This window comes from Glutamicibacter sp. GQ173, from assembly GCF_059759215.1.
Genome location: NZ_JCAXDT010000008.1, coordinates 91,616 through 114,824, shown reverse-complemented (window position 1 = coordinate 114,824; position 23,209 = coordinate 91,616). Strand labels below are relative to the sequence as shown.

General features: G+C 59.6%; 22 protein-coding genes. 18 read left to right on the top strand and 4 right to left on the bottom strand.

All coding sequences use genetic code 11. The features are described 5' to 3' along the window. Positions 1-1,125 precede the first annotated feature (1,125 nt). The 4 genes from AC6CHO_RS13540 to AC6CHO_RS13525 all read left to right on the top strand — a co-directional run bounded on the left by AC6CHO_RS13540 (position 1,126) and on the right by AC6CHO_RS13525 (position 5,066). Positions 1,126-1,281, top strand: a complete 156-nt coding sequence (locus AC6CHO_RS13540) for a hypothetical protein (protein ID WP_498215652.1) — start codon at positions 1,126-1,128, stop codon at positions 1,279-1,281. An 856-nt stretch (positions 1,282-2,137) separates the two neighbouring features. Next, positions 2,138-2,341, top strand: a complete 204-nt coding sequence (locus AC6CHO_RS13535) for a cold-shock protein (RefSeq protein WP_171919941.1) — start codon at positions 2,138-2,140, stop codon at positions 2,339-2,341. A 750-nt stretch (positions 2,342-3,091) separates the two neighbouring features. Beyond that, positions 3,092-3,568, top strand: a complete 477-nt coding sequence (gene bcp, locus AC6CHO_RS13530; RefSeq protein WP_498215650.1) for a thioredoxin-dependent thiol peroxidase — start codon at positions 3,092-3,094, stop codon at positions 3,566-3,568. 1,180 nt (positions 3,569-4,748) lie between these two features. Beyond that, complete coding sequence (locus AC6CHO_RS13525; protein ID WP_498215648.1) at positions 4,749-5,066, top strand: hypothetical protein; 318 nt, start codon at positions 4,749-4,751, stop codon at positions 5,064-5,066. A 130-nt stretch (positions 5,067-5,196) separates the two neighbouring features. Here the strand turns inward: AC6CHO_RS13525 and AC6CHO_RS13520 are convergent, their stop codons facing one another. The 3 genes from AC6CHO_RS13520 to AC6CHO_RS13510 all read right to left on the bottom strand — a co-directional run bounded on the left by AC6CHO_RS13520 (position 5,197) and on the right by AC6CHO_RS13510 (position 6,918). Next, positions 5,197-5,400, bottom strand: a complete 204-nt coding sequence (locus AC6CHO_RS13520) for a hypothetical protein (RefSeq protein WP_498215647.1) — start codon at positions 5,398-5,400, stop codon at positions 5,197-5,199. A gap of 58 nt (positions 5,401-5,458) precedes the next feature. After that, positions 5,459-6,013, bottom strand: a complete 555-nt coding sequence (locus AC6CHO_RS13515) for a hypothetical protein (RefSeq protein ID WP_498215645.1) — start codon at positions 6,011-6,013, stop codon at positions 5,459-5,461. Between the two features lie 113 nt (positions 6,014-6,126). Next, entirely contained in the window at positions 6,127-6,918 is a 792-nt protein-coding gene (locus AC6CHO_RS13510) for a FadR/GntR family transcriptional regulator (protein WP_498215643.1), read from the bottom strand. Between the two features lie 83 nt (positions 6,919-7,001). Here AC6CHO_RS13510 and AC6CHO_RS13505 point away from each other — a divergent pair, with 83 nt between their 5' ends. Both AC6CHO_RS13505 and AC6CHO_RS13500 read left to right on the top strand, forming a co-directional pair. Then, positions 7,002-7,886 carry a carbon-nitrogen hydrolase family protein gene (locus tag AC6CHO_RS13505; RefSeq protein WP_498215642.1) on the top strand — a complete coding sequence of 295 codons (885 nt, stop codon included), beginning with the start codon at positions 7,002-7,004 and terminating at the stop codon, positions 7,884-7,886. Between the two features lie 18 nt (positions 7,887-7,904). Next, positions 7,905-9,251, top strand: a complete 1,347-nt coding sequence (locus AC6CHO_RS13500; RefSeq protein WP_498215641.1) for an APC family permease — start codon at positions 7,905-7,907, stop codon at positions 9,249-9,251. Positions 9,252-9,386: 135 nt separating this feature from the next. Here AC6CHO_RS13500 and AC6CHO_RS13495 read toward each other — a convergent pair whose 3' ends face one another. Further along, positions 9,387-10,070, bottom strand: coding sequence for a TetR/AcrR family transcriptional regulator (locus tag AC6CHO_RS13495; RefSeq protein ID WP_498215640.1), 684 nt, complete (start codon positions 10,068-10,070; stop codon positions 9,387-9,389). Between the two features lie 68 nt (positions 10,071-10,138). Here AC6CHO_RS13495 and AC6CHO_RS13490 point away from each other — a divergent pair, with 68 nt between their 5' ends. The 12 genes from AC6CHO_RS13490 to AC6CHO_RS13435 all read left to right on the top strand — a co-directional run bounded on the left by AC6CHO_RS13490 (position 10,139) and on the right by AC6CHO_RS13435 (position 23,020). Continuing rightward, positions 10,139-10,894: an SDR family oxidoreductase gene (locus AC6CHO_RS13490; protein WP_061956164.1), complete on the top strand. Its 756-nt coding sequence runs from the start codon at positions 10,139-10,141 to the stop codon at positions 10,892-10,894. A 19-nt stretch (positions 10,895-10,913) separates the two neighbouring features. Then, positions 10,914-11,243, top strand: coding sequence for a nuclear transport factor 2-like protein (locus AC6CHO_RS13485; protein ID WP_498215639.1), 330 nt, complete (start codon positions 10,914-10,916; stop codon positions 11,241-11,243). Between the two features lie 89 nt (positions 11,244-11,332). Then, on the top strand, positions 11,333-12,517 hold the full coding sequence (locus tag AC6CHO_RS13480) for a low temperature requirement protein A (RefSeq protein WP_498215637.1): 1,185 nt from the start codon (positions 11,333-11,335) through the stop codon (positions 12,515-12,517). A gap of 60 nt (positions 12,518-12,577) precedes the next feature. Beyond that, on the top strand, positions 12,578-13,069 hold the full coding sequence (locus AC6CHO_RS13475) for a very short patch repair endonuclease (RefSeq protein ID WP_171919091.1): 492 nt from the start codon (positions 12,578-12,580) through the stop codon (positions 13,067-13,069). Positions 13,070-13,101: 32 nt separating this feature from the next. Then, on the top strand, positions 13,102-14,352 hold the full coding sequence (locus AC6CHO_RS13470; protein WP_498215635.1) for an MFS transporter: 1,251 nt from the start codon (positions 13,102-13,104) through the stop codon (positions 14,350-14,352). Between the two features lie 217 nt (positions 14,353-14,569). Next, positions 14,570-16,111, top strand: a complete 1,542-nt coding sequence (locus tag AC6CHO_RS13465) for an ABC transporter substrate-binding protein (RefSeq protein WP_498215633.1) — start codon at positions 14,570-14,572, stop codon at positions 16,109-16,111. Between the two features lies 1 nt (position 16,112). Then, on the top strand, positions 16,113-17,066 hold the full coding sequence (locus AC6CHO_RS13460) for an ABC transporter permease (protein ID WP_171919094.1): 954 nt from the start codon (positions 16,113-16,115) through the stop codon (positions 17,064-17,066). Beyond that, entirely contained in the window at positions 17,059-17,910 is an 852-nt protein-coding gene (locus tag AC6CHO_RS13455; protein WP_498215631.1) for an ABC transporter permease, read from the top strand. The genes AC6CHO_RS13460 and AC6CHO_RS13455 overlap by 8 nt, the downstream gene beginning before the upstream one ends. Then, a complete protein-coding gene (locus AC6CHO_RS13450; protein ID WP_498215629.1) occupies positions 17,903-19,435 on the top strand; it encodes an ABC transporter ATP-binding protein in 1,533 nt (510 codons plus the stop codon). Before AC6CHO_RS13455 ends, AC6CHO_RS13450 begins: the two co-directional genes overlap by 8 nt. A gap of 872 nt (positions 19,436-20,307) precedes the next feature. Continuing rightward, entirely contained in the window at positions 20,308-21,393 is a 1,086-nt protein-coding gene (locus AC6CHO_RS13445) for a hypothetical protein (RefSeq protein ID WP_498215627.1), read from the top strand. Beyond that, positions 21,390-21,866 (top strand): hypothetical protein, encoded by a 477-nt coding sequence (locus tag AC6CHO_RS13440; protein WP_498215625.1) that lies wholly within the window; start codon positions 21,390-21,392, stop codon positions 21,864-21,866. The genes AC6CHO_RS13445 and AC6CHO_RS13440 overlap by 4 nt, the downstream gene beginning before the upstream one ends. Positions 21,867-22,177: 311 nt before the next feature. After that, the gene (locus AC6CHO_RS13435; protein ID WP_498215623.1) at positions 22,178-23,020 is read left to right on the top strand and encodes a transporter substrate-binding domain-containing protein; all 843 of its coding nucleotides are present in this window, start codon (positions 22,178-22,180) and stop codon (positions 23,018-23,020) included. Positions 23,021-23,209: the final 189 nt, after the last annotated feature.

The window sequence follows — 23,209 nt, the reverse complement described above, 5'->3', positions numbered from 1 at the left end:
GGACATCCCTCTTCCACCACCATAAACGGCCGGGCACGAGATACCCGCTTGCGTCGAAAGCACGCTACCGGCTGCCAGCCTACCGCCGCAATCGCACCAATCGTCCAAGGTGTCCATCGATTCAATCTCGTCGTGGAGCTACTAAACCAACCAAAAAATCGACTTTACTGGACTTCATTTCCTTATTCGAAGACCCAAGCAAACTATCGCGAAGTAGGTTTCTCATTAGTTAATTGATTCTTTCCCAGGGTCCAATGACATTGATATCAACTCTCCTCCATGAATCTAGGTGAGTTCTCCACTATCAAGGACTCCCCAAATACTGCACTAGCAAGGTGCCTGAAAATCCCCGGGCGCAAGGCAATTGCATCCGGGCCCCAATCCCTCGAAAGTTGCCTATTGGCGCCTCCAGAATAGGCTGCCAAGATGGATACGCTTGACTGCATCGCTGGCAGAGAAGAGAGTCCATCACTACTTGCGGCATCCCCATTCAGAAATGCCCATCGAACAGCCCTGTTCCGATTTGGCTTCGCCTGAGGATTTCTCTGCTAGCACGGATCTTGCTTGGTCGGTTGGCTTCACCTATGCGGCCTTGGATCTTCCAATCAGAGCCGCGGTCATAGTCGGACACGCGAACCAAGCCGATCAGCATTTCACGGACCCATTGAAAACCTGAAAAGAGTCGAGATGTCCGCAAGATTTTTGCCGTTCCAGTCGCAAAGCCGCGACTGGCAAACCCATTATCAAGAATTCATTCATTTCGCGGGAACTGATGTGAGCCCAGAAAATCCGTCAGCCCATGGCCCCGTGCTTGCGCGCTGATTGATTTACTGCCCCGCAGATTAGTAGTGCGGGTTAAGCCGGAAACTTGATACTGAATAGATCGAAGGAGCATCCACAAATTCACGAAGTTTGATTTGAACTCCAACGAACAGCGGGGAGACAATAAGCGTCCCATACCCTGATAAGCTCAGGATGCTGCTGAATTTACGCCTCAAGCACCGAAGAATCATTCGATTTTATTCTGAACGACGGGAACAATTCATGGGCAATAGCCCAGAAGCAGTTTTAGGTATCGCCTTGCTTACCTCACTTGTCCGGCAAGACAGAGAAGCCTTTCTCCTCGTGGCATCAGAGCTAAATGGAGGTAACGCGCAAGCCGTTGCGATCCTGGCTCGGCTAGGTGAAACCATGATCGAAATGATCGCGGGTTTGCTCCAGGTCAGCAAAGAGGAAGCATTGACCCGCGTGGCTACGTCGATCGCGCTCAGCGACTACTAACCACCGGCTTCAAGCTGACGCAGTTGAAGAGCAACTGAACAGCTTACAGGCGGACAGCATTGTCGCCAGATCCAATTTTGAAGAGAATGATCGCTGGGAGAATCAGATGCCAAGCACCTGATGCCGGCCAGGGGTGATTCAAGACTTGGGCTGGGATCTGCTTACCGTGACATTGCGAGTCCCTGCCCTCCAGGAAGGTCCTTGCCAAGGCTTCTCGCTGATCACGTTCTAGGACTTGAACCTGCGCAGATGCTCGCTCCAGAACCTATGGAGCCCCAGCCGGGGAAACGACACGCTCTCCCACGCCTACGAAGAATTGAGCTGCCGGATGGAGCGCCAACTCTTCGCCTTCCGGAAGATTTGCGACATCCCTTCCCGTAGTTGGCCTGCGTTCAGTAGCCAAGCGCCCAGGGCCCGCTCTCTGCATCAATGTGCCGAAAGAAGCCGGATTCCTGCTTCGCAAAACCACAAAGGTCAATAATCATGATATGGTTATTGATAGATGCAATAGGGCTAAGCAGAATTTGGTTATATTACATCTTCCCTTGGATTTTTAATAAACGCCTCCTCGGAATTAACTTCCACGAGAGCGAATCGCGTCATTTGAAATATCGTCCCTGCGTCTCATGCCGGGCATTCGGTTAGAAGCTACGTTTCTATAGAACTTGTTCAACCGGAACTACATGCATCTTTGCTGATAATTCTTGCCACCCGAACTCAGAATTCGATGTTCTGGTATCACAGCCTCAACGGGCTCCAGAAAAATCTCTAGATGCGCAAAATAAATACTCCGTACCGATAAAACGGTACATGCATAAACCGTGGTCCATCCACGAATTTAGATTTAGGAATACACATGGCTACTGGCACTGTAAAATGGTTCAACGCTGAAAAGGGCTTCGGCTTCATCGAACCTTCTGACGGATCCGCTGATGTCTTCGCGCATTACAGCGCAATTCAGAGCTTCGGATTCAAGAGCCTTGAAGAGGGCCAATCAGTGGAATACAAGCTTGAGTCGGGTCCCAAGGGCCCTCAGGCAGCGGAAATCCAGGCCCGCTAAGCGCGCTAGATAAACCCCTAAAAGGGCGGAACGAGTATCCCTCATTCCGCCCTTTTTTCGCGTAGAAAGCGATATTTCGAATCCTGGCAACGAACATTTACGCAATGGATAGAAGTTGCAGGGCAGTTCACGACGAGTGAAGCCGATTACCGAATGCAGGCACCTAAGCCCTGCGGCAAGAGCCTCCTTCCGATGCACATCTCGTTTTACCAATTATTAGCCGTTTTCTGCCGAACATCTCAACGGGAGCCATGCTTGGTCCGCGGGCGGAGGTGGGCGATGAGGACTCCACTGCTCGCAAATTCAGGCTACTTGGAGATCAACTGGAACTGTCCTGGGTACTGGCGCAATTTCCGCGTGCATCATTCAAGCCGTCAGCTCGGATTCGCTTTCCCATAGCCGGCTTCCCAATTAGGCCGGGAACCTGGTCAAAAGAAATCTGCAATGGCAGACAAGCAAAATCGACAACCGCAGAGACGCCGACGAACAAGCCTGCATAGGCAGTGCGGCCAGCACCGGAAGTTTCAGCCAGCACGCAAGAGCGCCAACCCGGCAGAGACCGGACAGGCCAATACCGAAGCCCCGACTCGATCATGGCTGCACCTCCCCCTTTGAAGCTACGCCGCTGAACATGTAGGTCCGCCAGCACAGTATTCAATGGGTACGAGCAAGCTCCCTGGAACTCTGGCAATTCATACATCTCATCACTTAGAATGAAAACAAATTATCACTATACGAAAGTAGTTGCTCATGACCGCCCATTCATCACCCCTAGCCGCTGGCCAGCTCGCTCCGTCATTCTCACTGGAGGATTCCACGGGAGCCACCGTCTCGCTATCGGACTACTCCGGACAGAATGTCATCGTGTATTTCTACCCCAAGGCCGCGACTCCCGGTTGCACCACCGAGGCCTGCGATTTCCGCGACAACCTCAATTCGCTGCAGGCCTCAGGCTACTCAGTGCTGGGCATCTCCCCAGATTCCCCGGAAGAAATCGCAAAGTTCGCCTCCAATGAATCATTGAACTTCCCGTTGCTCTCGGATCCCGGCAATGAGGTGGCTATCGCCTACGGCTCCTACGGTGAAAAGACCATCGGCGAGAAGACCATCGTGGGAACCCTGCGCTCAACTGCAGTCATCAATGCCGACGGCACCGTGCGGCAGATCGAATACGGCGTGGATGCCCAGGGACACGTGGCACGCCTTCGCGACTCACTCGGAGTCTAGTAGTTCTTTCCCATGGTCCTTGCCGGACCTAATCCGGCAAGGACCAATGTCGGCCACCGTGGCAATGCCCGGGCCCTTGCAGTCGCTCCTCCGTAGTTCTCTGGCGCGGAGTCGGCAGTCGTTTCGAAGAAGATCCCGGACTCACGATGCAGCAATGGATTTCAGCAGATTCCCCCGGAGAAATCACCGCGAACCCGCACTCGCCATAAGACCTCACTGCCTCTACGACGAGCCGAAGCATCTTGCCGGCCACCCGAGAGCCGTTGCTGAGCACCCAGTTTCCCTGTCCGCCTGCATGCTATAGATGACACATGTGATTGGCGGCCGCAATAACAAACCGCCTTCTCCGGCAAGTGCTCGACGGGATCCAGTTTCCCCCACCGCCGCGGCGCGCACCCCGCGATGCATCATCAGCGCGAGCACTATTACCGAGCCATGCGCCCTCAACTGCTCAGCGATACCACCGATCTCGATCCTCAGGTACCTCCCCGAAAGCCGGGTTGCTAATCTTATGTGGACAGAATCCGGCCCGGCTGGTGCTCCAGTGATCCGCTGAATCCTACTGGCATGCTTCTCACAGCCCTCGAAATATGGTGGAATTCCCTGCCCAGGCACCCGCCTCCGGATCCGTCAAAGGACACCTGCGCGGGCGAACGGCGCAGGCAACCGGGGCCTTTGCCGAAAGGGATTTCCTGGCCCCGAGGTACTCCTCATTGCCGAAAAGATCCGCCAGGACGATGGGCGATCATCGGCAAACTCCCACTCCGGCGAATAGCATCAATTGCGAAACCGATGAGCGCACTAATCGGTCGAAGTAATCTGACTTGGCAGAAATAAAGTCACCAGCTAGTACAGCACGGACATCCCATGCAATGGATGCGAAAACTGGGAAATTCCTGAAAGCCGATTGCCGCCCCTCGCGATGGCTGCCCGGATGATTTAGATTGGAGCGACACTCTGCTTCTACTTCAGGGCGTGCTATGCCACTACGGCGGGTATCCCGCGAGGTGAGGCGGCGTGACTTATGGGGAGGCACTCGAAAGTTACGAGCAAAGTGGAGGTAGTAATAATGCCAGGGCGTATCGTCAGGTCGAAAACTGCTGAACGCGTCGCGGAACTTCTAGGATCACGAGATGGTCGCCGCCATCTCAGCCGGTACGGATGGCTCCAAGGAATGCCCGTGATCATTGCACAACCCCATGAGCCTGCGGAAGATGTCATGGCTCTGGTTTCCGTCCATGATTGCCCGGTCCTCGTGGCAATGCTGGACACGCCTAGCGAGACTTTGCGCTTCATCCATGTCTCGCCTCCCAATGCCGCCTTGGAAATTGTCGACGAGATGCCCAGGGACACCCGGACACGCACATTGTTCGATCAATCGGAATCGCGGGGAATGCTGGCATTCAGGGTGCGGTATTGGAAGCACAGCGCCATTGCCAACGCCGTTCCAGTCTTCACGCCGGAAACACAGCAGTCCATGGAAATGCCCCTTGGATAGGTCCCGGTTCCACGGCATCGCTTTCTATCCAATGCTTGAAGGCACCATCGACTAGTTCCACTGGATAGTCTCTGTGCTCTTGATTCATCAGCAATCAGCCGGGCAGTTTTCGGACTCCGCGTCCAGAGGATCAGTCCGCGGTGATGTTCTTGCCGTGTGAATCCATGGTGTACGAGGTGGAGGAATACGGCTCGTTGATGCTGAAGCGAAGGATCACCGCGCCAGTTCGCAGCATGAAGCCCTCGCTTTCGGTGTCGTAGTTCTTGCCTTGCTCTGCGAAGATTCCGATATTGTCGGTGATCTCCTTGCCGAGACCTCGGCTTTTCGATTGCACAGCGGGCCAGAGCTCGTTCCAGCTGACCTCGGAGGTCCGGAAGAAGTCGCCTTCGGATTCAGGCTGGGTTGAGGCGGGGCCGCCATTGCTGAGCTCGCCGCCCTTGGGCCGCAACTGCCCGGGAGCGGCACTGCGTGGCTCCCCTGCCGCCGCGGCCGAAGGCACCCGGGAGCCTGAGCAGGCTCGGGTCGCTGAGATCTCCGGGCTTGAGGATACCCACCTCCGGTTCGCCCTCAATCAAGATGGCCACTGGATGCAGGGAGCCTGGCACCAGGGATGCGCGCTTCTCAAAGCTCAGGATCTTCCAGAATTTCGTCCGGTAAGGTTCCCCTGTTCGAGGCTGCACGGTGATGTCCAGTTCGCACAAGGGCAAGTCATTGATCCGGGTCCCGGTGTCCTTGATGCCATCGACGCGGACCATGCCCACGCGTCCGGCTGCCACCGCGGCCGTGGCAAGCAGCGGATTCTCGGATTGCGTTCCACGCATGATGAGGGTAACGAGCCAGAAGACCATTGACAGGGATGCCACTGGAATGCCCGTGCCTATGGCCCAAGCGTCGGCGCCCGGCGCGCCGATGTAGCCTTCAGCAATACCGCCGAGGATTAAGACCATGCCAAGGAAAAAGATTTACCTGATCATGATGTGATCTTATCGCAGAATCACATACGTCTAGCTCGGATCACAGTCGGCCGCACCATAGGCCACCGCGCGCGGCCCTCCCACCGCTACTTTCCGGCGCCGGGAGCCCCAGCGGCGTTGCCGGGCAGGCCGAAGAACATCTCCCGTCGAAGCGCATCCACATGTTCCCGCGTCACGTTAATGGCCGCCAGCGGATCCCTCGCGCGGAACGCGTCTACCAGGCGCTGATGGTGCGCCCGACCCTCCTCAAGCTGCTCTTGGGGATAGGGAACAAAATACTTGAGCAGGGATTCATAGCAGAAAAGATAGGCCGGCACTTCGGGCAATCCGCTGATCTTGGCTACGAGGCGGTGGAAACTGGTATCCGGGATGTGGTGCTCATGCCAGTTCGCGGCTTTTGCGGACTGGCTGATCAGCTCCTCGAGCTCCAGGCATTGCCCCTCGCTGGCCTGGAGCGCGGCTTGCGCGGCGATGGCGCTTTCCATGAGGCTTCGCTGGTCGATAAGCCGCAGCACTGCCGGCACATCGTCGAGGTAGGCCCGCACGGCGTCATCTTTGATCTTGGGTGGATGCAGCGCAACGAAGGTCCCTCCCCCGCGCCCCCGGCGCCGTTCCAGTACTCCGTCGTCGACCAGGCTTTCCAGTCCGCGCCGCGCGGTGATGACGCTGACTTCCAGCCCGGCGGCAATCAATTCGGTGCCAGGAAGTTTTCCGCCGGGCAGAAGCAACCCATGCTCCACTGAGAGCAGGATGCGCGCCCGGACGGTTTCCACGGCTGACAAGCGGGTTACCGCTGAGGCCCCGGGTGCCGAGTGAAGCAGCCGGTCAATGTCCCGTTGCTCGGCGCGAGTGCGTCCCGGAATATTTTTCGCCGTCATGTATTGAGTCTATCGACTGTGTCACATACATTTGTATAACTGATCATATTGAACAGTTATAGATTCCCCGAAGGTAGTTCACGTTGTCCCCTTTGTTCACCGCCGGCTTAGCCCAGCGCCTCCCGCTCCCCATCGAAGATCCGCTGCCGCGCTTTGCCGCAGACGTCGCCAAGACCCTGCAGTCCCACGGCCCCCTGGAAATGCTGATCTACCCTGAAATGCATCTGCACGGCACAGAGCATCTTCCTGCCGAAGAACGCAACGCGGCACTGGAGAACGCAGCCGTTCCCCTGGACGGCGACTTTGTCGCCGCCCTTGGCGGCATCGCCGCGGAGCACCAGATTTGGCTATGCCCAGGCAGCATCGGCGAGCGCGATGCTGATGGCGGATTCCGCAATACCCAGCTGCTCTTTGCCCCCGATGGCACGCTCGTTGCCCGCTATCGCAAGATGTTCCCCTGGCGGCCCTTCGAACCGCATCAGCCGGGAACAGAATTCGTTGTGGCCAACGCGGCCGAGGCCGGCGCTGTCGGACTCTCGATTTGCTACGACGCATGGTTCCCTGAACATTCGCGCCACCTCGCATGGATGGGGGCCAATGCCATCCTGAACGTCGTGAAAACCACCAGCGAGGACCGCGAACAGGAGCTGGTCCTGGCGCGGGCCAATGCCATTGTGAACCAGGTCTACATGCTCAGCGTGAACTGCGCTGCACCGGTCGGACGCGGCCGGAGCATTGCCGTGGACCCCGAGGGCATGGTGCTGGGCGAAGCAGGCCTGGGCGAAGACACACTGGTCATCCGGGTCGACCCGGATGTGGTGCAGCGAGTCCGCACCCACGGCACCGCCGGCACCAACCGCGTCTGGTCGCAATTGCGCCCGGGCGACGCTCCAGTTGATCTTCCCCTGTACCGCGGCTCGCTGGACCCAGCGCGCTGGTCGCCGCAGCAACCCGATTCCCGCTCTTAGAAAACGACGGAGTTTTCCATGCCTTCCACCGCTACGCTCTCCCGCACCCTGAAATTGCCGTCCCTGGTGATCTTCGGGCTGGCTTACCTCACTCCACTGATCGTTCTGGGCATCTTTGGCGTCATAGCTTCTGAAACCGGCGGCGCCAGCGCCAGCGCTTATTTGCTTGCCCTGCTTGCGATGCTCTTCACCGCCAACAGCTACGGCCGGATGGCCGCGGCCTATCCGGTGGCAGGTTCCGCGTACACCTACGTGCGCAAGACCATCGATGGCAGGGTGGGTTTCCTGGTCGGCTGGGCCACCATGCTCGACTATTTGTTCCTGCCCATGGTGATCTGGCTGATTGGCGGATCCTACCTGCAAGCGCAATTCCCTGCCGTGCCGATGCCGGTGTGGATCCTGGGTTTCATCGTGCTGACGACCATTTTGAATATCATCGGCATCAAGGTGGCCGACCGGGTGAATCTGGTGTTGATGTCCTTCCAGATCCTGGTCATCGTATTCTTCGTTGCCCTTTCCATAGCCAGTGTTTCCAGCGAGCATGGAGCCGAAGCTTTGGTGAGCGCTTCTCCGTTCACTGGGATCGGAGCGAACCCTGCAGGGATCGCGGCCGGTGCTGCGATCGCCGCCTACTCCTTCCTCGGTTTTGATGCGGTCACCACCCTGACCGAAGAAACGGTGGAACCTCGCCGCACGGTGCCCAAGGCCATCATGCTGATCGCACTGATTGGCGGCGGCATCTTCGTAGTCGTGGCCTACACCGTTCAGCTGGTGCACCCGGGCGGAGTCTTTGAAAACTCCGACGCAGCCGGTTTCGAGATCGCACAGCACATCGGCGGCAGCCTCTTCGGCGCGATTTTCCTTGCCGCCCTGGTCATTGCCCAATTCACCTCGGGCATCGCGGCCCAGGCTGCCGGCAGCCGCCTGCTCTTTGCGATGGGACGCGACGGAGTGCTGCCCCGCAGCTTCTTCGGAAAACTGAACCAACGCTGGAGCACGCCGGTCTTCTCCATCCTCGCCATTGCCGCCGTAGGCCTGATCGCGATGTTCATGGATGTGGCCACCTCGACATCATTCATCAACTTCGGGGCCTTCATCGCGTTCATCATGGTCAACGTGTCGGTCATCGTGTACTGGGCCCGCCAACGCCGTGAGGGCAAGAAGCTCAATGCGCTGCTCTATGCCTTCTGCCCCGCCATCGGCGTGCTGGTCATCGCATTCCTCCTGACCCAGCTTGATGCCCGTGCCGTGGCCATCGGCTCTATCTGGCTGGTTATCGGGGCAGTCATCCTGGGATTCACCACCAGGGGATTCAAGAGCCAGCCGTCGCAGATGGCGTTGGAAGGGATTGACGGAGCCAGCTAAGCCTCACGGGGTTTGGCGATAACGCCAGTGGGCGGACCTCTCTTGGTCCGCCCATGATCCGTCCCCGAGACGCCATCGAGGTCCCGCGGGCCTGAGTGCTTCGGGGAAGGGCGCAGAGGTCCAGCAGCGAGCCGATCAGGATTCGGAGAGCCGGCGTAGCCATGCCGAGAGCATGGCGGTTTCTTCCTGCCCAAGCGCCTCGGGGTGGGCATTGGCATACTCCAGGGCCTGGTGCATCACTGAGCGCGGCGCGTTGGAGGATGCCGTGCCCGTAATGGCCGCGATGGCGCCTTCCCGCACTGCCCGCGATAATTCCCAGTCCTCATGCGCCAAGACGATCATCCGCAAGGTCACCCCGATATTCGTCACGAGAATATGCGCGGCCGCTTGCTCGGCTGGCACTACCAGGCGGCCTTGGGCCGCGGCTTTCACGGTGATACCCCGCAGAATCTGGCTGGGGCGCGATTGGGCGGCCGGCGAATACCCCGGAACCACCTTGCCGTACATCAATGTGTAGAAACCGGGATTCGCGATGCCAAACGCCACGTGGGCGTCCCACCCATCCCGAAGGTCCTGGATCGGATCCCCGCTGCTCTCATGGGCCTCTTTTTCCGCCAGATAGAGATCGAATCCGCGGTCCATGACCGCTTCAAGCAAGCCCTGCTTATTGCCGAAGAAGTGGTACAGGGTGGGCATCTTCACGCCAACCGCCGCGCAGACTGCACGCAACGAGATCTCTTCCCCCGGCCCGTCCGCGATCATCTGCGCCGCGGCGTCCAAAATGCGGGCCCGCGTATCCCCTCGACCATCCGCTGTCATACTGTTATAGTAACTCATATCATCGATACACAGCCGTGTATTGGTGCCATAGCGAGGAGGAGAATACCTTGGGCAACCACACCCTCAAAGGCAAGAATGTACTCGTGGCGGCAGGGGCCAAGAATCTCGGTGGGCTGATCAGCAGGCAAGCTGCCGAAGCCGGGGCAAATGTCGCCATCCACTACAACTCGGAATCCACCCGCGCCCAGGCCGAAGAAACCCTGGCCGCGATCCAGGCGGCAGGCTCCCAAGGTGTCATCCTCTCCGGAGACCTCACCAGCCCTGCAGCCATCGAGCGCCTGTTCGCTGACGCCAAAGAGGCACTGGGAACCATCGACGTGGCCGTCAACACGGTCGGCAAGGTACTGCGCAAGCCCATCGTGGAGACTTCGGAAGAAGAGTACGACTCGATGTTCGACGTGAACAGCAAAGCCGCCTACTTCTTTATCAAGTCCGCAGGGCTGCACCTTGCCGATGGCGGCAAGATCATCACCATCGTGACCTCCTTGCTGGCGGCATTCACCGATGGCTATTCCACCTATGCCGGAGGCAAGAGCCCGGTGGAGCACTTCACCCGGGCCGCGGCCAAGGAATTCGCGCCACGTGGCATCTCGGTGACCGCAATTGCACCTGGCCCGATGGACACCCCGTTCTTCTACGGCCAGGAAACCCCCGAGCGCGTGGAGTTCCACAAGTCGCAGGCGATGGGCGGGCAATTAACCCAGATCGAGGACATTGCTCCGATCGTGTCATTCCTCGCCACGGACGGCTGGTGGATCACCGGCCAGACGATTTTCGCCAACGGCGGCTACACCACCCGCTGAAAACAAGGAGAGCAGAATCATGGCAACACCTATGGTCCCTGAGCCAGTGGCATCGTTCTGGAAAGCTGTCAACGCTCATGATGAACAAGGATTCCTCGACGCGTTCACCCCGGAAGGATCCGTGGACGACTGGGGGCGGATTTTCACCGGTCGCGAAGAAATCAAAGCCTGGAGCGACAGGGAATTCATCGGAGCCCGCGGCAGGCTGGACATCGAGAGCGCCAATGAGCAAGATGGACAGGTCACCGTGATTGGGGACTGGAAGTCGAACTACGCCAATGGCCGCTCGAACTTCATTTTCGAGATCCAGGGAAGCAAGCTGTCCAGGATGGCTATCCGGGAAGGCTAGCTGGCCCAGGGCGAGTTCCCATTGTTCCCCGATACCTGGCCATGCGCCGCCAAACATCACCCGCCGCCCGATTTGGAAAGACGACAATCGTGAACCAAAGATCCCTGCGCCTGCTGCCGCCCATGCTGCCCCGCGACCCGAAGGAAGCCCACCGCGCCGCCAGCCCGCTGGAGCTGTTCTTCGACCTGGTCTTCGTGGTGGCCGTGTCCTTCGCCTCGGTGCAGCTGCACCACATGGCGGCGGAAAACCACCTGGGCGCCGGAGTCCTCGGCTACCTGATGGTCTTCTTCGCCATCTGGTGGTGCTGGATGAACTTCAGCTGGTTCGGCACCTCCTTCGACACCGACGACTGGCTCTACCGGATCCTCGCCTTCATCCAGATGGCCGGGGTCCTGGTGCTGGCCTCCGGGGCGGCCGCGGCCATGGAAGAGCACGACTTCACCGCGATCACCATCGGCTACGCGATCATGCGCCTGGCGCTGGTGACCCAGTGGATCCGCGTGGCGCTGGGCAACCCCCAGCTGCGGGCCACCGCCCTGCGCTATGCGGTGGGCATCACGGTGGTGCAGCTGGCCTGGTTCGCCAGGCTCCTGCTTCCGGAAACCGCGGCCTTCATCGGCTTCTTCGTGCTGGTGGCCGCGGAGATCTCGGTGCCCATCTGGGCCGAGTCCCGCCGCCGCACCCCGTCGAATCCGCACCACATCACCGAGCGCTACGGCCTGTTCACCCTGATCCTGCTGGGCGAATCGATCCTGGCCTCGGCCAATGCCGTGGTGGAAAGCCTGCACACCATCGAGAACCTCGGCGCACTGATGACCATCGCGGCCTGCGCGCTGATCACCGCCGCTGGCATGTGGTGGATCTACTTCTCCCGCGGGCACCACCACATGATCACCTCGCTGCGCTCCTCGCTGGCCTACGGATATTCGCATTACGTGATCTTCGCGGCCGCCGGCGCCTTCTCCGCGGGCGTCGAAGTGGCCATCGACCAGGCTGGCGGGCATTCCGAGCTGCCGGCCATCGCCACCGCCGGCACCCTCTCCGTGCCGGTCTCCCTCTTCGCCCTGGGCATCTGGCTGCTCATCCTCCGCCGCGACCTTTCGCCGGCCCGCAACGCGGTATTCCTGGCCGGGGTCGCGATCATCCTGGCCGGCACCTTCCTGCCATCGGTGCTGCCCGTCGCCGCCGTGGCCGCCGGCATCATCCTGTGCGTGGTATCCACCGAGCACCGCCCCGCCGACGGTGGAGTCCTGGCGGTCGGCGCGGCCCGATAGCAGTAAGGCGGCCCCGGCTGCCGGCTTGAATCCCTTGGCGCAACAGCGGCACCATGGAGCATGGACATCATCTCGGCACAGCAGCGTTCGGCGCTCATGTCGCGGATCCGGAGCAAGGACACCGCACCGGAGCTGCTGTTGCGGCGCCTGCTGCATGCGGCCGGCTACCGCTACCGGCTGCATGGCGCGCTGCCCGCAGGACTTCGCGAAACGCTGCGCCGGGAGCATCCGCAGATCCGCCTGCGCTCAGGAAAGCTGCCCGGATCGCCGGATCTGGTCTTCAGCGCAAGGCGCAAGGCCGTGTTTGTGGACGGCTGCTTCTGGCACGGGCATGATTGCCCGGTGGGACGACGACGGCCATCCTCCAATACCGGGTACTGGAATCCCAAGCTGGATCAGAATCTGGCACGCGATGCGCGCACCCGCCGCGAGCTGGCCGAGTTGGGCTGGGAAACCCTGACAGTGTGGGAATGCGAGCTGAAGTCCACCGAACAGGTGCTTGGAGTAGCCGTCCGATTCCTCGGGCCGCCCGGGGAGGCGAAGGGCGGCTGAGCAGCGCCCTCCAGTTGGCTAAACTGGCAGTCATGCCCCTTCCCGCGCCCGCCACGCCATCACGCTCCAGCATCGCGGTGCTGCTGGGGACCCAGACGCTGTTCAATATCGGCTTCTACGCCGTCGTGCCCTTCCTCGCGGTGGTCCTCGTCCAGGATTTCCTGCTGGCCTCCACGGCGGTGGGCCTGATCCTGGCCGGCGGCGCGCTGGCCGACCGCTTCGGCGCCCGCGCCATGATCCTGATCGGCTGCGCCGTGCGGGCGGCAGGTTTCCTCACCCTGGCCGCCTCGCTGTGGGGCAGCACCCCGGTGCTGTGGCTGTTCATCCTTGGCACGCTGCTCACCGGATTCGGCGGAGCGCTGTTCTCCCCGGGACTGAACATCCTGGTGGCGGCGGCGCAAAGCGCGAGGGACCGCAAAGAGGCGCGGCAGGTGCGCCGGGCCACGCTCTTTGCCTGGCTGAGCATCACCGGTGAAATCGGGGCCGTGACCGGGCCCCTGGTGGGCTCGGCCTTGTGGGGCTGGGGGTTTCCCACCGTGGCTGGCTTCGGCGCCGCGTTCTTTGCAGCCATCGGCCTGTTCCTGGCCGCCACCCTGCGCCGGCCGGCACCGGCCGGCGCCCAGGCCGGCGCCCAGACCGCTGAAGGCAAACCCCGGGGCAGCCTGCGCCAGTGCCTGGGAGATCGGCAATTCCTGGCATTCTGCGTGCTGCATGCCGCGGACCTGCTGGCCTACAACCAGCTGTATTTGGCCATCCCCCTGGAGCTTGAGCGCCAGGACCTGGCCACGCAGTGGCTGGGGCCCATTTTCGCCTGGATCTCCATCGTGACCCTGTGCCTGCAGCTTCCCGTGTCCTGGCTCGCCGCGCGCATCGGCGCGGCAGCCACGCTGCGCCTGGGCTATATCCTCAGCGCCTCGGGATTTGCGGTGCTTGCCTTCATGCCGCCCACAGCCTTCGGCGATGGCAGCTCCCCTGTGCGGATCCTCTGCGCAGTGACCCTGATGACCCTGGGACATTTGAGCGTGCATCCCACGGCGCTGGGCCTGGTGCCGAAATTTGCCGGGCAGCATCCCACCGGTTCCTACTTCGGCTTGCTCTCCAGCTGCGGCGGCCTGGCGGTGCTGCTGGGCAATCTGCTCTTCGGCTGGCTGCTGGTGCAGACCCGGGACTCGGCCACGGCCTCCTTCGCGCCGTGGCTGGTGCTGATCATCCCGCTGCTGCTGGCCTCATGGCTCGGGGCCCGGGTGGTCAAGCTGCGCCAGCACCGTGGCGCCGGGGCATGAGCTAGGACACAAAACGCAAGAAACCAGCAGAACTTCCATGGGAGGCACCAACTATCCGCTACTCAGCCGGACCTGCCGGAGCATCGGGAAGTCGCGCGGAAAATCCGGTCCTTCCAGGCCGGTTCACGGCGTCATGGATTCCAAGTCGATTAGGGTACGCTTACCAAGGCGCTATTGCATTAGATGCCAATTCATCACGTATTGCCGAAGGATTTCCATGAACCTTGGACGATTGAGCGCAACCGCAGGATTCGCGGCCATTGCCCTCGCGCTGACCGCCTGCAGCTCCAGCACCAGCACTGCCCCCCAAGCGGCGGCGGATCCAGAGGCCCGGGTTGTCGTAGCGAACTTCCGTGCCCCGATCTCCAATTGGGCCCTGGAAAGCGATGACGCCTATGTGCTCTCCATCGCCGGCTGCCTGGAAACCTTGACGAAGTATGACCAGACCGAGAAGAAGGTCGAGCCGATGCTCGCCACTTCCTGGAAGCAGACCTCGGACACCGTGTGGGAATTCGAGCTGCGCAAGGACGTCAAGTTCCAGGATGGCACCGCCTTTGATGCCAAGGCCGTGGCCGGCTCGCTGAACCACGTCCTTGAAGCCACCGCGCCAGCGCGTGCGGTGAACCCCAAAACCATCAAGAAGGTCCAGGCCCTTGACGCGGATACCGTGCGCGTGACCACCCCCGCCGCGGATCCGCTGCTGCCCTACCGCATGGCCAGCGTGAACGCCGGGGTGCTCTCGCCTGCCGCGTACACGGAGACGGGCATCGATCCGATGAACCATTGCACCGGGCCTTTCGCCCCGGTCTCGGAAAAAGCCGGGCAGTCGCTGACCCTGGACCGCAATGAGAACTACTGGGACGGCGAGGTGAAGCTGGCCGGCGGAGAAATCCGCTACATCACCGACGGCGCCACCCGTTCCACTCAGGTGCAGACCGGCGAGGCGGACATCTCCATGTCCATCCCGGCCACCAGCCTGGCAACCCTTGAAGCCGATGACAAGATCAGCGTGCTCAAGGCCGACTCCCCGCGCACCTCCACGCTGTACCTGAACAATTCGCGCGCGCCTTTCGACAACGTGGATTTGCGCAAGGCCGCCACCCTGGCCCTGGATCTTCCGGCCATGGCCGCCAGCGTCTATGAAGGCGCCGCGCAGCCGGCCACCGGGCCCTTCGCCCCCAGCGAGCCCTGGGCCAACCCGGATCTCGCCGTGCCGCAGGTGAACATCGAAGAAGCCAAGAAGCTGGTGGAGGCCTCCGGCTACAAGCAGGACAAGCCCCTGGACATCATCGCGATCACCGAGCGTGCCGAATTTGCCGGTGTCGGGGCCATCATCCAGGAGCAGTTCAAGCAGATCGGCCTGAAGGCCAACGTGGTCACCAAGTCCTACGGCGCGGTGGAGCCCGATGTGCTGGCCGGCAAGTACGACATGATCCTCAGCCAGCGCAACCGCATGATCGATATCGCAGATCCCATCGGCTTCCTGCAGGCCGACTACAGCTGCGAGGGCGGCTACAACCTGAGCGGCTACTGCAACAAGGACTATGACCAGCTGATCAGCCAGGCCCTGGTGGAAAAGGACGAAGCCAAGCGCCACGACCTCTACCGCCAGGCCGGCGACATCCTCGCCAAGGACGCGGTGAACGTCTGGCTGGTCAACGAGCAGGCCATCGACGGCGTGGGCTCGCAGATCCAGGGCTATGTCCAGGATCCGCTGACCCGCTACGTGCTGACCAAGGATCTGGCGAAGACCAAGTAACGTGTCCCCTCTAGCCACCGTGCTGCGCCGAGTCGCTGGACTCGGCGCAGCCGTTCTGCTTTCCTCCTTCGCGGTATTCCTCGTCCCCTTTGTCTCCCCCGGGGATCCGGTCCGTGCCCTGCTGCGCGCGCGGATGGACATCGGCGAGGCAGATGAGGCCACCGTGCAGGCCTACGCCGAGCAGTTCGGCCTGCACGACCCGATGCTGGTGCAGTTCGGACGGTGGCTGGGACGGTTCTTCACCGGCGACATGGGCCTGTCCCATATCAGCGGCACCCCGGTGGCAGACCAGGTGCTGCCGGCCATTGGCGTGACCCTGTCCCTGGCCGGCGGCACCCTGCTGGTGGCCATCCTCGTTTCCATCGTGCTGGGTGTCGTTTCGGCCACCCGCGCCGGCCAGTGGCCGGACAGGCTGATCACCTCGATGACCCACGCATTCATCGCCATTCCCGAATACGCCCTGGCCCCGCTGCTGGTGCTGCTCTTCGCTGTGCGCCTCTCCCTGCTGCCCTCTGCCGGCTATGATTCCCCGGCCTCCCTGGTGCTCCCGGTGTTCATCCTGTCCTTGCGCCCCATCAGCTTTTTCACCGTCGCCGTGCGCTCGGGCGTGCGCCAGGCACTGGGTTCCGAGCATGTGCTGGCGGCCCGTGCCCGCGGCCTGGGCCGCACCCAAGCGCTGATGCGCCACGTGGTGCCGCACGGTCTGCTGCCGTTGTGGACCATGGTGGGCGTCTGGTTTGCAGGGCTGCTGGGCGGCTCGGTCATCGTGGAGGTCATCTTTGCCATCCCCGGCATGGGACGGCTGATCTTCGATGCCATCATCAATGGCGATATCCCGGTGGCCCAGGGCGGCGTGGTGGTTGTGGTGACCTGTGCCGTGCTGGTCACCGGCATCATCGACCTGGTCCACAAGCTCAGTGATCCGAACGTGAGGATTGGAGTCCGTCATGGCTAGAAGCGCTACTTCAAGGATCCTGCTCTCTGCTCCAGCGTTCATTTTGCTGGCGATAGTCATCGTGACCATCGCGGCCCCATGGATTTCCCCCTATGACCCGGATGCCCAGTCCCTGGCGGACCGGCTGCAGGGGCCCAGCGCCCTGCACCTGCTGGGCACCGACGCGCTGGGCCGCGATACCCTCAGCAGGGTGCTGCACGGCGGCCAGTTCTCGCTGTCCGTCGCCTTGATCACCACGCTGTTCTCCCTGCTGGTAGGCACGGTGCTGGGCCTGATCAGCGCTTTGCGCGGCGGATGGCTGGACGAGATCTTCTTGCGCGTCAACGACTTGCTGCTGGCCTTGCCGGAAATTGTCATCGCGTTGCTGATCATTGCGGTCATGGGCCCCGGGTTCCTCACCATGGTGCTTTCGGTCGGCGTCGTCGCCTGGACTCCCACCGCCCGCCTGGTGCGCTCCATGGCCGCCCAGGCACTGTCCACCCACCATGTGGAGGCTTCCAAGCATGTCGGGGCCTCGCGCTGGTTCATCCTGCGCCACCATGTCCTGCCCTTCGTGGCCGGCCCGGTGCTGGCCCAGGCCGCGTTGCGCTTCGGCCTGCTGCTGGTGCTGCTCGGTTCCCTGTCCTACCTGGGCATCGGCGTCCAGCCGCCGCAGTCCGACTGGGGATCCATGCTCTCCGACGCCCAGCCGCACGCGATCCGCTCCCCCTGGGGATTGATCGCTCCGGGCGCCGCCATCTTCCTGGTCAGCTTCTGCGTGACCTTGCTGGGCAACCGCATCACCCACGTGCTGGGCGGCGAGGACGTGCTGGACACCGAAACCAAGGCGGAATCCCATGGCTGAAGAACTTGAATTCATCGACCTGTCCGTCGTTTCCGGGCAGAAGCCGCTGCTCTCCAAGGCCCGTGGCGCGCTGCGATCAGGGGAACTGGTGGCGGTGGTCGGGCGCTCCGGCTCCGGCAAGACCCTGCTGACCAAGGCGATCATGGGCCTGCTGCCTGAACAACTGCGCGCCGAAGGGCAGATCCTGCTCGATGGCCAGCGGCTGGACCAGCTGGACGACAAGGCCATGGACCAGGTCCGCGGCCGGCGGGTCAGCATGCTCTTCCAGCAGCCCAAGCGAGTGATGAATCCGCGGATGACCATCCGCGCGCATCTGCTCGAGGCCCTGGGCGCCCACGGCTGGGGCAAGGCCCGCCAGCACGAGGGCCAGGTGCTCTCGCTGCTGGAGGAAGTGGGGCTCTCCCCTGCCAAACCGATCGCCGGCAAGCGGCCGGACCAGCTCTCCGGCGGCATGGCCCAGCGCGCCATGCTGGCCATCGCCCTGGCCGCCGACCCGGAATTCATCCTGGCCGATGAGCCGACCTCCTCACTGGACTCGATCCTCAAGGCCGAGGTGCTGCAGCTGCTGCGCCGCAAGCAGCAAGAACGCGGGGTGGGTGTTTTGTTCATTACCCATGACATCGCCAGCATCCAGCACATCGCGGACCGAGTCGTGGTGGTCAGCGATGGGCAGATTGTGGACCAGTGCCCCACCGCGCAGATCTTCTCCCGGGACCGCCATGCCAAGACGAGGGAACTGGTTGAAGCCACCCTTCCGGCAGTGCGCGCACCACGCCCGGAGAATTCCGAATGCCTGCTTCAGGCAGTGGGGGCAAGCAAGAACTACACGCGGCGGGCCAAGGGCCCGGCGGCGCTGGAACCCACCAGCTTATCCCTGCATGCCAGCCAGGTTCTGGGCGTTGTGGGCCGTTCCGGCTCCGGCAAGAGCACCTTCGCCAGGCTCCTGGCCGGGTTGGAGCAGCCCACCTCCGGCCAGATCATCAGCAACCACGGCGATGCGCCAACCCGAGTGCAGATCATTGCCCAGGAGCCCTACTCCTCCTTTGATGCCCGGCTGGATGTGCGCACCTCCATGAGCGCCGCGGTGCACCGGCTGCCAGAAGACCAGGCTGCTGAACGCATGGCGCGGGCCATGGCCCAGGTCGGGCTGCCCGGGGAATTGCTGGACCGCCGTCCGGGCCAATGCTCCGGCGGGCAGCTTCAGCGCCTGGCCATCGCGCGGGCGCTGCTGACCGATCCGCAGGTCTTGATCTGCGATGAATCGACCTCGGCACTGGACTCGGTGGCCCAGCGCCACATCCTTGATCTGCTGCTTGAATTGCGCGACACCATCGGGTTGAGCCTTGTCGTCATTTCCCATGACATGGACGTGATCCGCTACGTCAGTGATGACGTCGCAGTGTTCTATGAAGGTGAGCTGGTGGAACACCGTCCGCTCAATGATTTCCTGGCCAATGCTGAACACCAGCACAGCAAGGACCTCATCGCTGCCCTGGATGCCACGGCGGCGACAGAGGCTATATAGCTTCTCGCAGAGTATTGATAGCCAAACCCAAGTCCTTTCAACGAGCGACTTTCCATCTACGTGGCATTTCGTGCTGGCCTCGTCGATAAGAAGGATTTCCTCGCCAAATATACCCTCTTCGGTTTGCCCGGACAGCACCACAAGCCGAATCGTCAAAGTTTTTCGCGAGCGATATAGTTTACCATCGGCACATGTTAATTTATCTGAATTGACATGCGAGTGATGTTTCATTGGCGAGTTAAACAGCATCACAATTAGCACCCGTGATTCACTTATATATCATTCAACTAGCCAAATACCCACCAGGTCAAATCAATATTGATGCAGAATGACTAGTCGCAGACTGGCATTGCAATGGTCACCCCTTCCGACATTACCCCAGAAGAAAAGTCATTAGTCAGCGTTCAATGGAAGGGTCCCTCCATAGAGAGTCTTAAATCGCACCCTATCTTACAGAATTATTTGAAAATTATTTGAAAATCACCTCCTTCTAGCTTTAAACTGATTTTCATAAACCTCAACCATGTATCACGACTAATTGATGAGAAACTAGAAAAAACTGCCAAGTAATCCAGATTTAGACGAAGCGCTATTTTCACTTCGTCGAGGATAGACCGTATCAGGAGGTCGCAGATGCTTAGAGAGCCTTCAGGGAGACAGAACCATATAATCTCAGGATGCAGAACTACCAGAGATTGTATATCTCACGAATTCCGTAGTGCACACACATGGATAGAAAAACCGCAAGTAATCCCATGAACGCTTCACATGCGAACACTGTTACCATAAAGGTTTTTCTAAATGGATCGGCAGTTCCAATCGATGGCTCGGTATTCAGAACTCTCCTAGACAATTCTGTAGCCGGAACGTACGTGGCCTACACCAAAGCTCTAGAGTCGCGCCGCATTCTTTTCTACGATCTGGTTTCCCTCGCAGAGAAAGGCGACATTCCTCTCCCTCTATTCTTTGCACCAATCGCACTCGTCGAGCATCAGGTCAAAGCTAAAACCAACAAGCTCTTGGCGGGGATCAATAGAGATACATTTTCGATTGGATCACGAGCAAAAGTCGACCTGCGAGACATCGAATTAATCGTTAAGGATTTGATCCGAAAACAACAACTAGTGCGTAAACATGATATTTCGCTAAAACGGAACGCAATCATTGGGGTGTTGCGTGACGTGGGCCCTGACGCGGAGAAAGACGCGTCGAGGCTCATGTCCGCCATCGGACTAACGCATGAGGATTTCCAAGCATGCAAAAACAGAGCTAAAGCGCTGGACCTATTGATTGATCGGCTTGAATCGAATCAAATCCTAGTTTCTCGCAGTGTGCCAAACTATATGCCTCAGAGACTAAATCACGTGAGGTTCAGCGGGCTGACCATTAGAGACAATAAAGTCCCATATATTTTTTTGGCTGGAGGCGATCATAAGGATGATCAAGAACCCACCGGACGGACAATATTCACGCTCACACTTATGACAGTGTTAATAGCACGACGAATATTCGCCCCAATGACATGGGACAGCGGCACAATAAAAACGAATCCAGGTCGTGAGTACGACATTGCAGGTGCAATGCTCATGCCCAAAAACGAAGTGAAGGCGCTTGGTCCTTTCACTCTACCTGGGTTAAAGACCGCAGCAGACCAGTTTAATGTAACACCAAGCGCTATGACAATTCGCGCCATGCGCTTAGGAATGATCACCCATGAAACGGCGAGCAATCATCTTGACGTGCTCAGGCAAGAGTTTCAGAACGAACCCAAAGGTGGCCCACGGAATAAAATACTACCCGAGAACGCAGTTCGGAAGTACAACGGACGAGAACTCACACGTCGAATGTTGCGAGCTCTGGACAACGACAGCATTTCACCAGGTGAATTCTGCCGGGCGATCTGCTTAAACAGAATCAAGCCCACGCAAATCGAAGACCTGAGGAGGGCAATCGGATGAATGACTTTGGACGGAGATACGTAGTTGATACAAATATTTTGAGCCAGATTGGAAAACGTCGCCGGTCAAGTCAGTTCTTTTTAGAGTTTTCTGTCCTGCCAGAAGCAGTCCTTCACGAGGCATCGGGGTTCCCTGACATCGATGTACTGCACAATAACATTCATCCGACAACGCCACGTTTACTCGAATTACTGATCGAAGTCATGAAAACAGTGCCGGATACTGATACAAGTCTCGTTAATCTGTATGCGAATCTTGGCAATGCCGATCCATTAGTTATTGCAACTGCTTTGGACGGCCGAGAATTCGATAGCCAGTTCCTTTTCCGTCCGGAGTGGGTAATTGTATCCGGAGATGAAGCCGTACGCAGGAAGGCATCAGAGTTCAACTTAACAGTCCTGAGTAAAAATGAATTTACAGCACTCATTGATGAAGCTGACGATGCTCGCCGAGTCCCGCTACCGGGCAATTAGCTACCCTGCGGGAAAGGCCAGTGCTGCTCGATTGAGTAGCCCTGATTTTCGTTGTCAGACCACGTTCAAGCACCAGTTCATGATGAATGCTGGCGCTTTCCAAGTCTGGTGAATTCGCAATAAGCACACAAGAATCCTCGACGTGAATTCGTTAATTCTTACCGTCTCCCCAGAAGTCGGCCCCGTTGTCACTACATGATTGCAAGATCAAAAAATACGTAACCCAAAGGCCCCTAATCGATGCTTCTCGTAGCTCGTATAAGCTGTCATAATTTTGTGCGGCCGCTCACGGAACTTATAGGTTCATGGCTATGACCGACCGTTCAAAGAAGATCCCGTCATTCATCCGCACCTCTTGCGTATTTGCCCTTGGCTCAGTCCTGTTTGTCTCGGGGTGTTCTGCTCCGTCTGAAACGACAGATGGCGGCGGGGCAACCGCCGAGAACGCTGGATCGCGCCTGTCCAGTGTCAGCGAGGCAGGAAAACTCAAGGTGTGCACCACCGGCGACTACCGCCCATTTACCTATCTGGATCCTGACTCCGGCGAATGGTCCGGCATCGATATCGACATGGCCAAGAACTTGGCGGAGTCCCTTGAAGTAGAGCCTGAGTTCATCCAGACCACATGGAAGGATTTGATGCCGGACTTCACCTCCAAGTGCGACATCGCGGTGGGCGGCGTTTCGATTTCCCTTGAGCGCTCGCAACAGGCCTACTACAGCGAAGCGACCCTGGACGAGGGTAAGACTCCCATCACCTTGTGCGAAAACGTGGAGAAGTACGACACCGTCAAGGAGATCAACCAGCCGGGGGTCCGCTCCATCACCCCCATCGGCGGAACAAACGAGAAGTTTGCTGACGCGAACTACCCCAAGGGAGAGATCATCCGTTTTGAAGACAACAACAAGATCTTTGACGAGATCATCGCGGGACGGGCCGATGTCATGACCACCGATGCCTCGGAAACCCGCTGGGTTGCCAATGAGCATCCCGAATTGTGCGCGGTGCACCCGGATAAGCCGTTCAATTTCTCGCAGAAGGCCTACCTGCTGCCGCTGGGTGATGATGAGTTCCAAGAGTACGTCAATCAGTGGCTGAACATGGCGAAGAACGATGGGACGCTCGCGGCTGCCGAGAAGCCCTGGTTCGGATAAGTTCGAAACCGCAAGAAGCTTGCCGCTTTCCCAGCAGGCAGCAGGCAGCAGGACCGAGTCCAATTTCTTGATTGGCCGTATTGGAGGCGGACCGATCCGCAACGGATCGGTCCGCCCAAGGACTCAGGCAACGGCTGGATCAGGCTATTAGCCGGATCATGATGCTTGATTGTGCTAGAGCCATGTTCG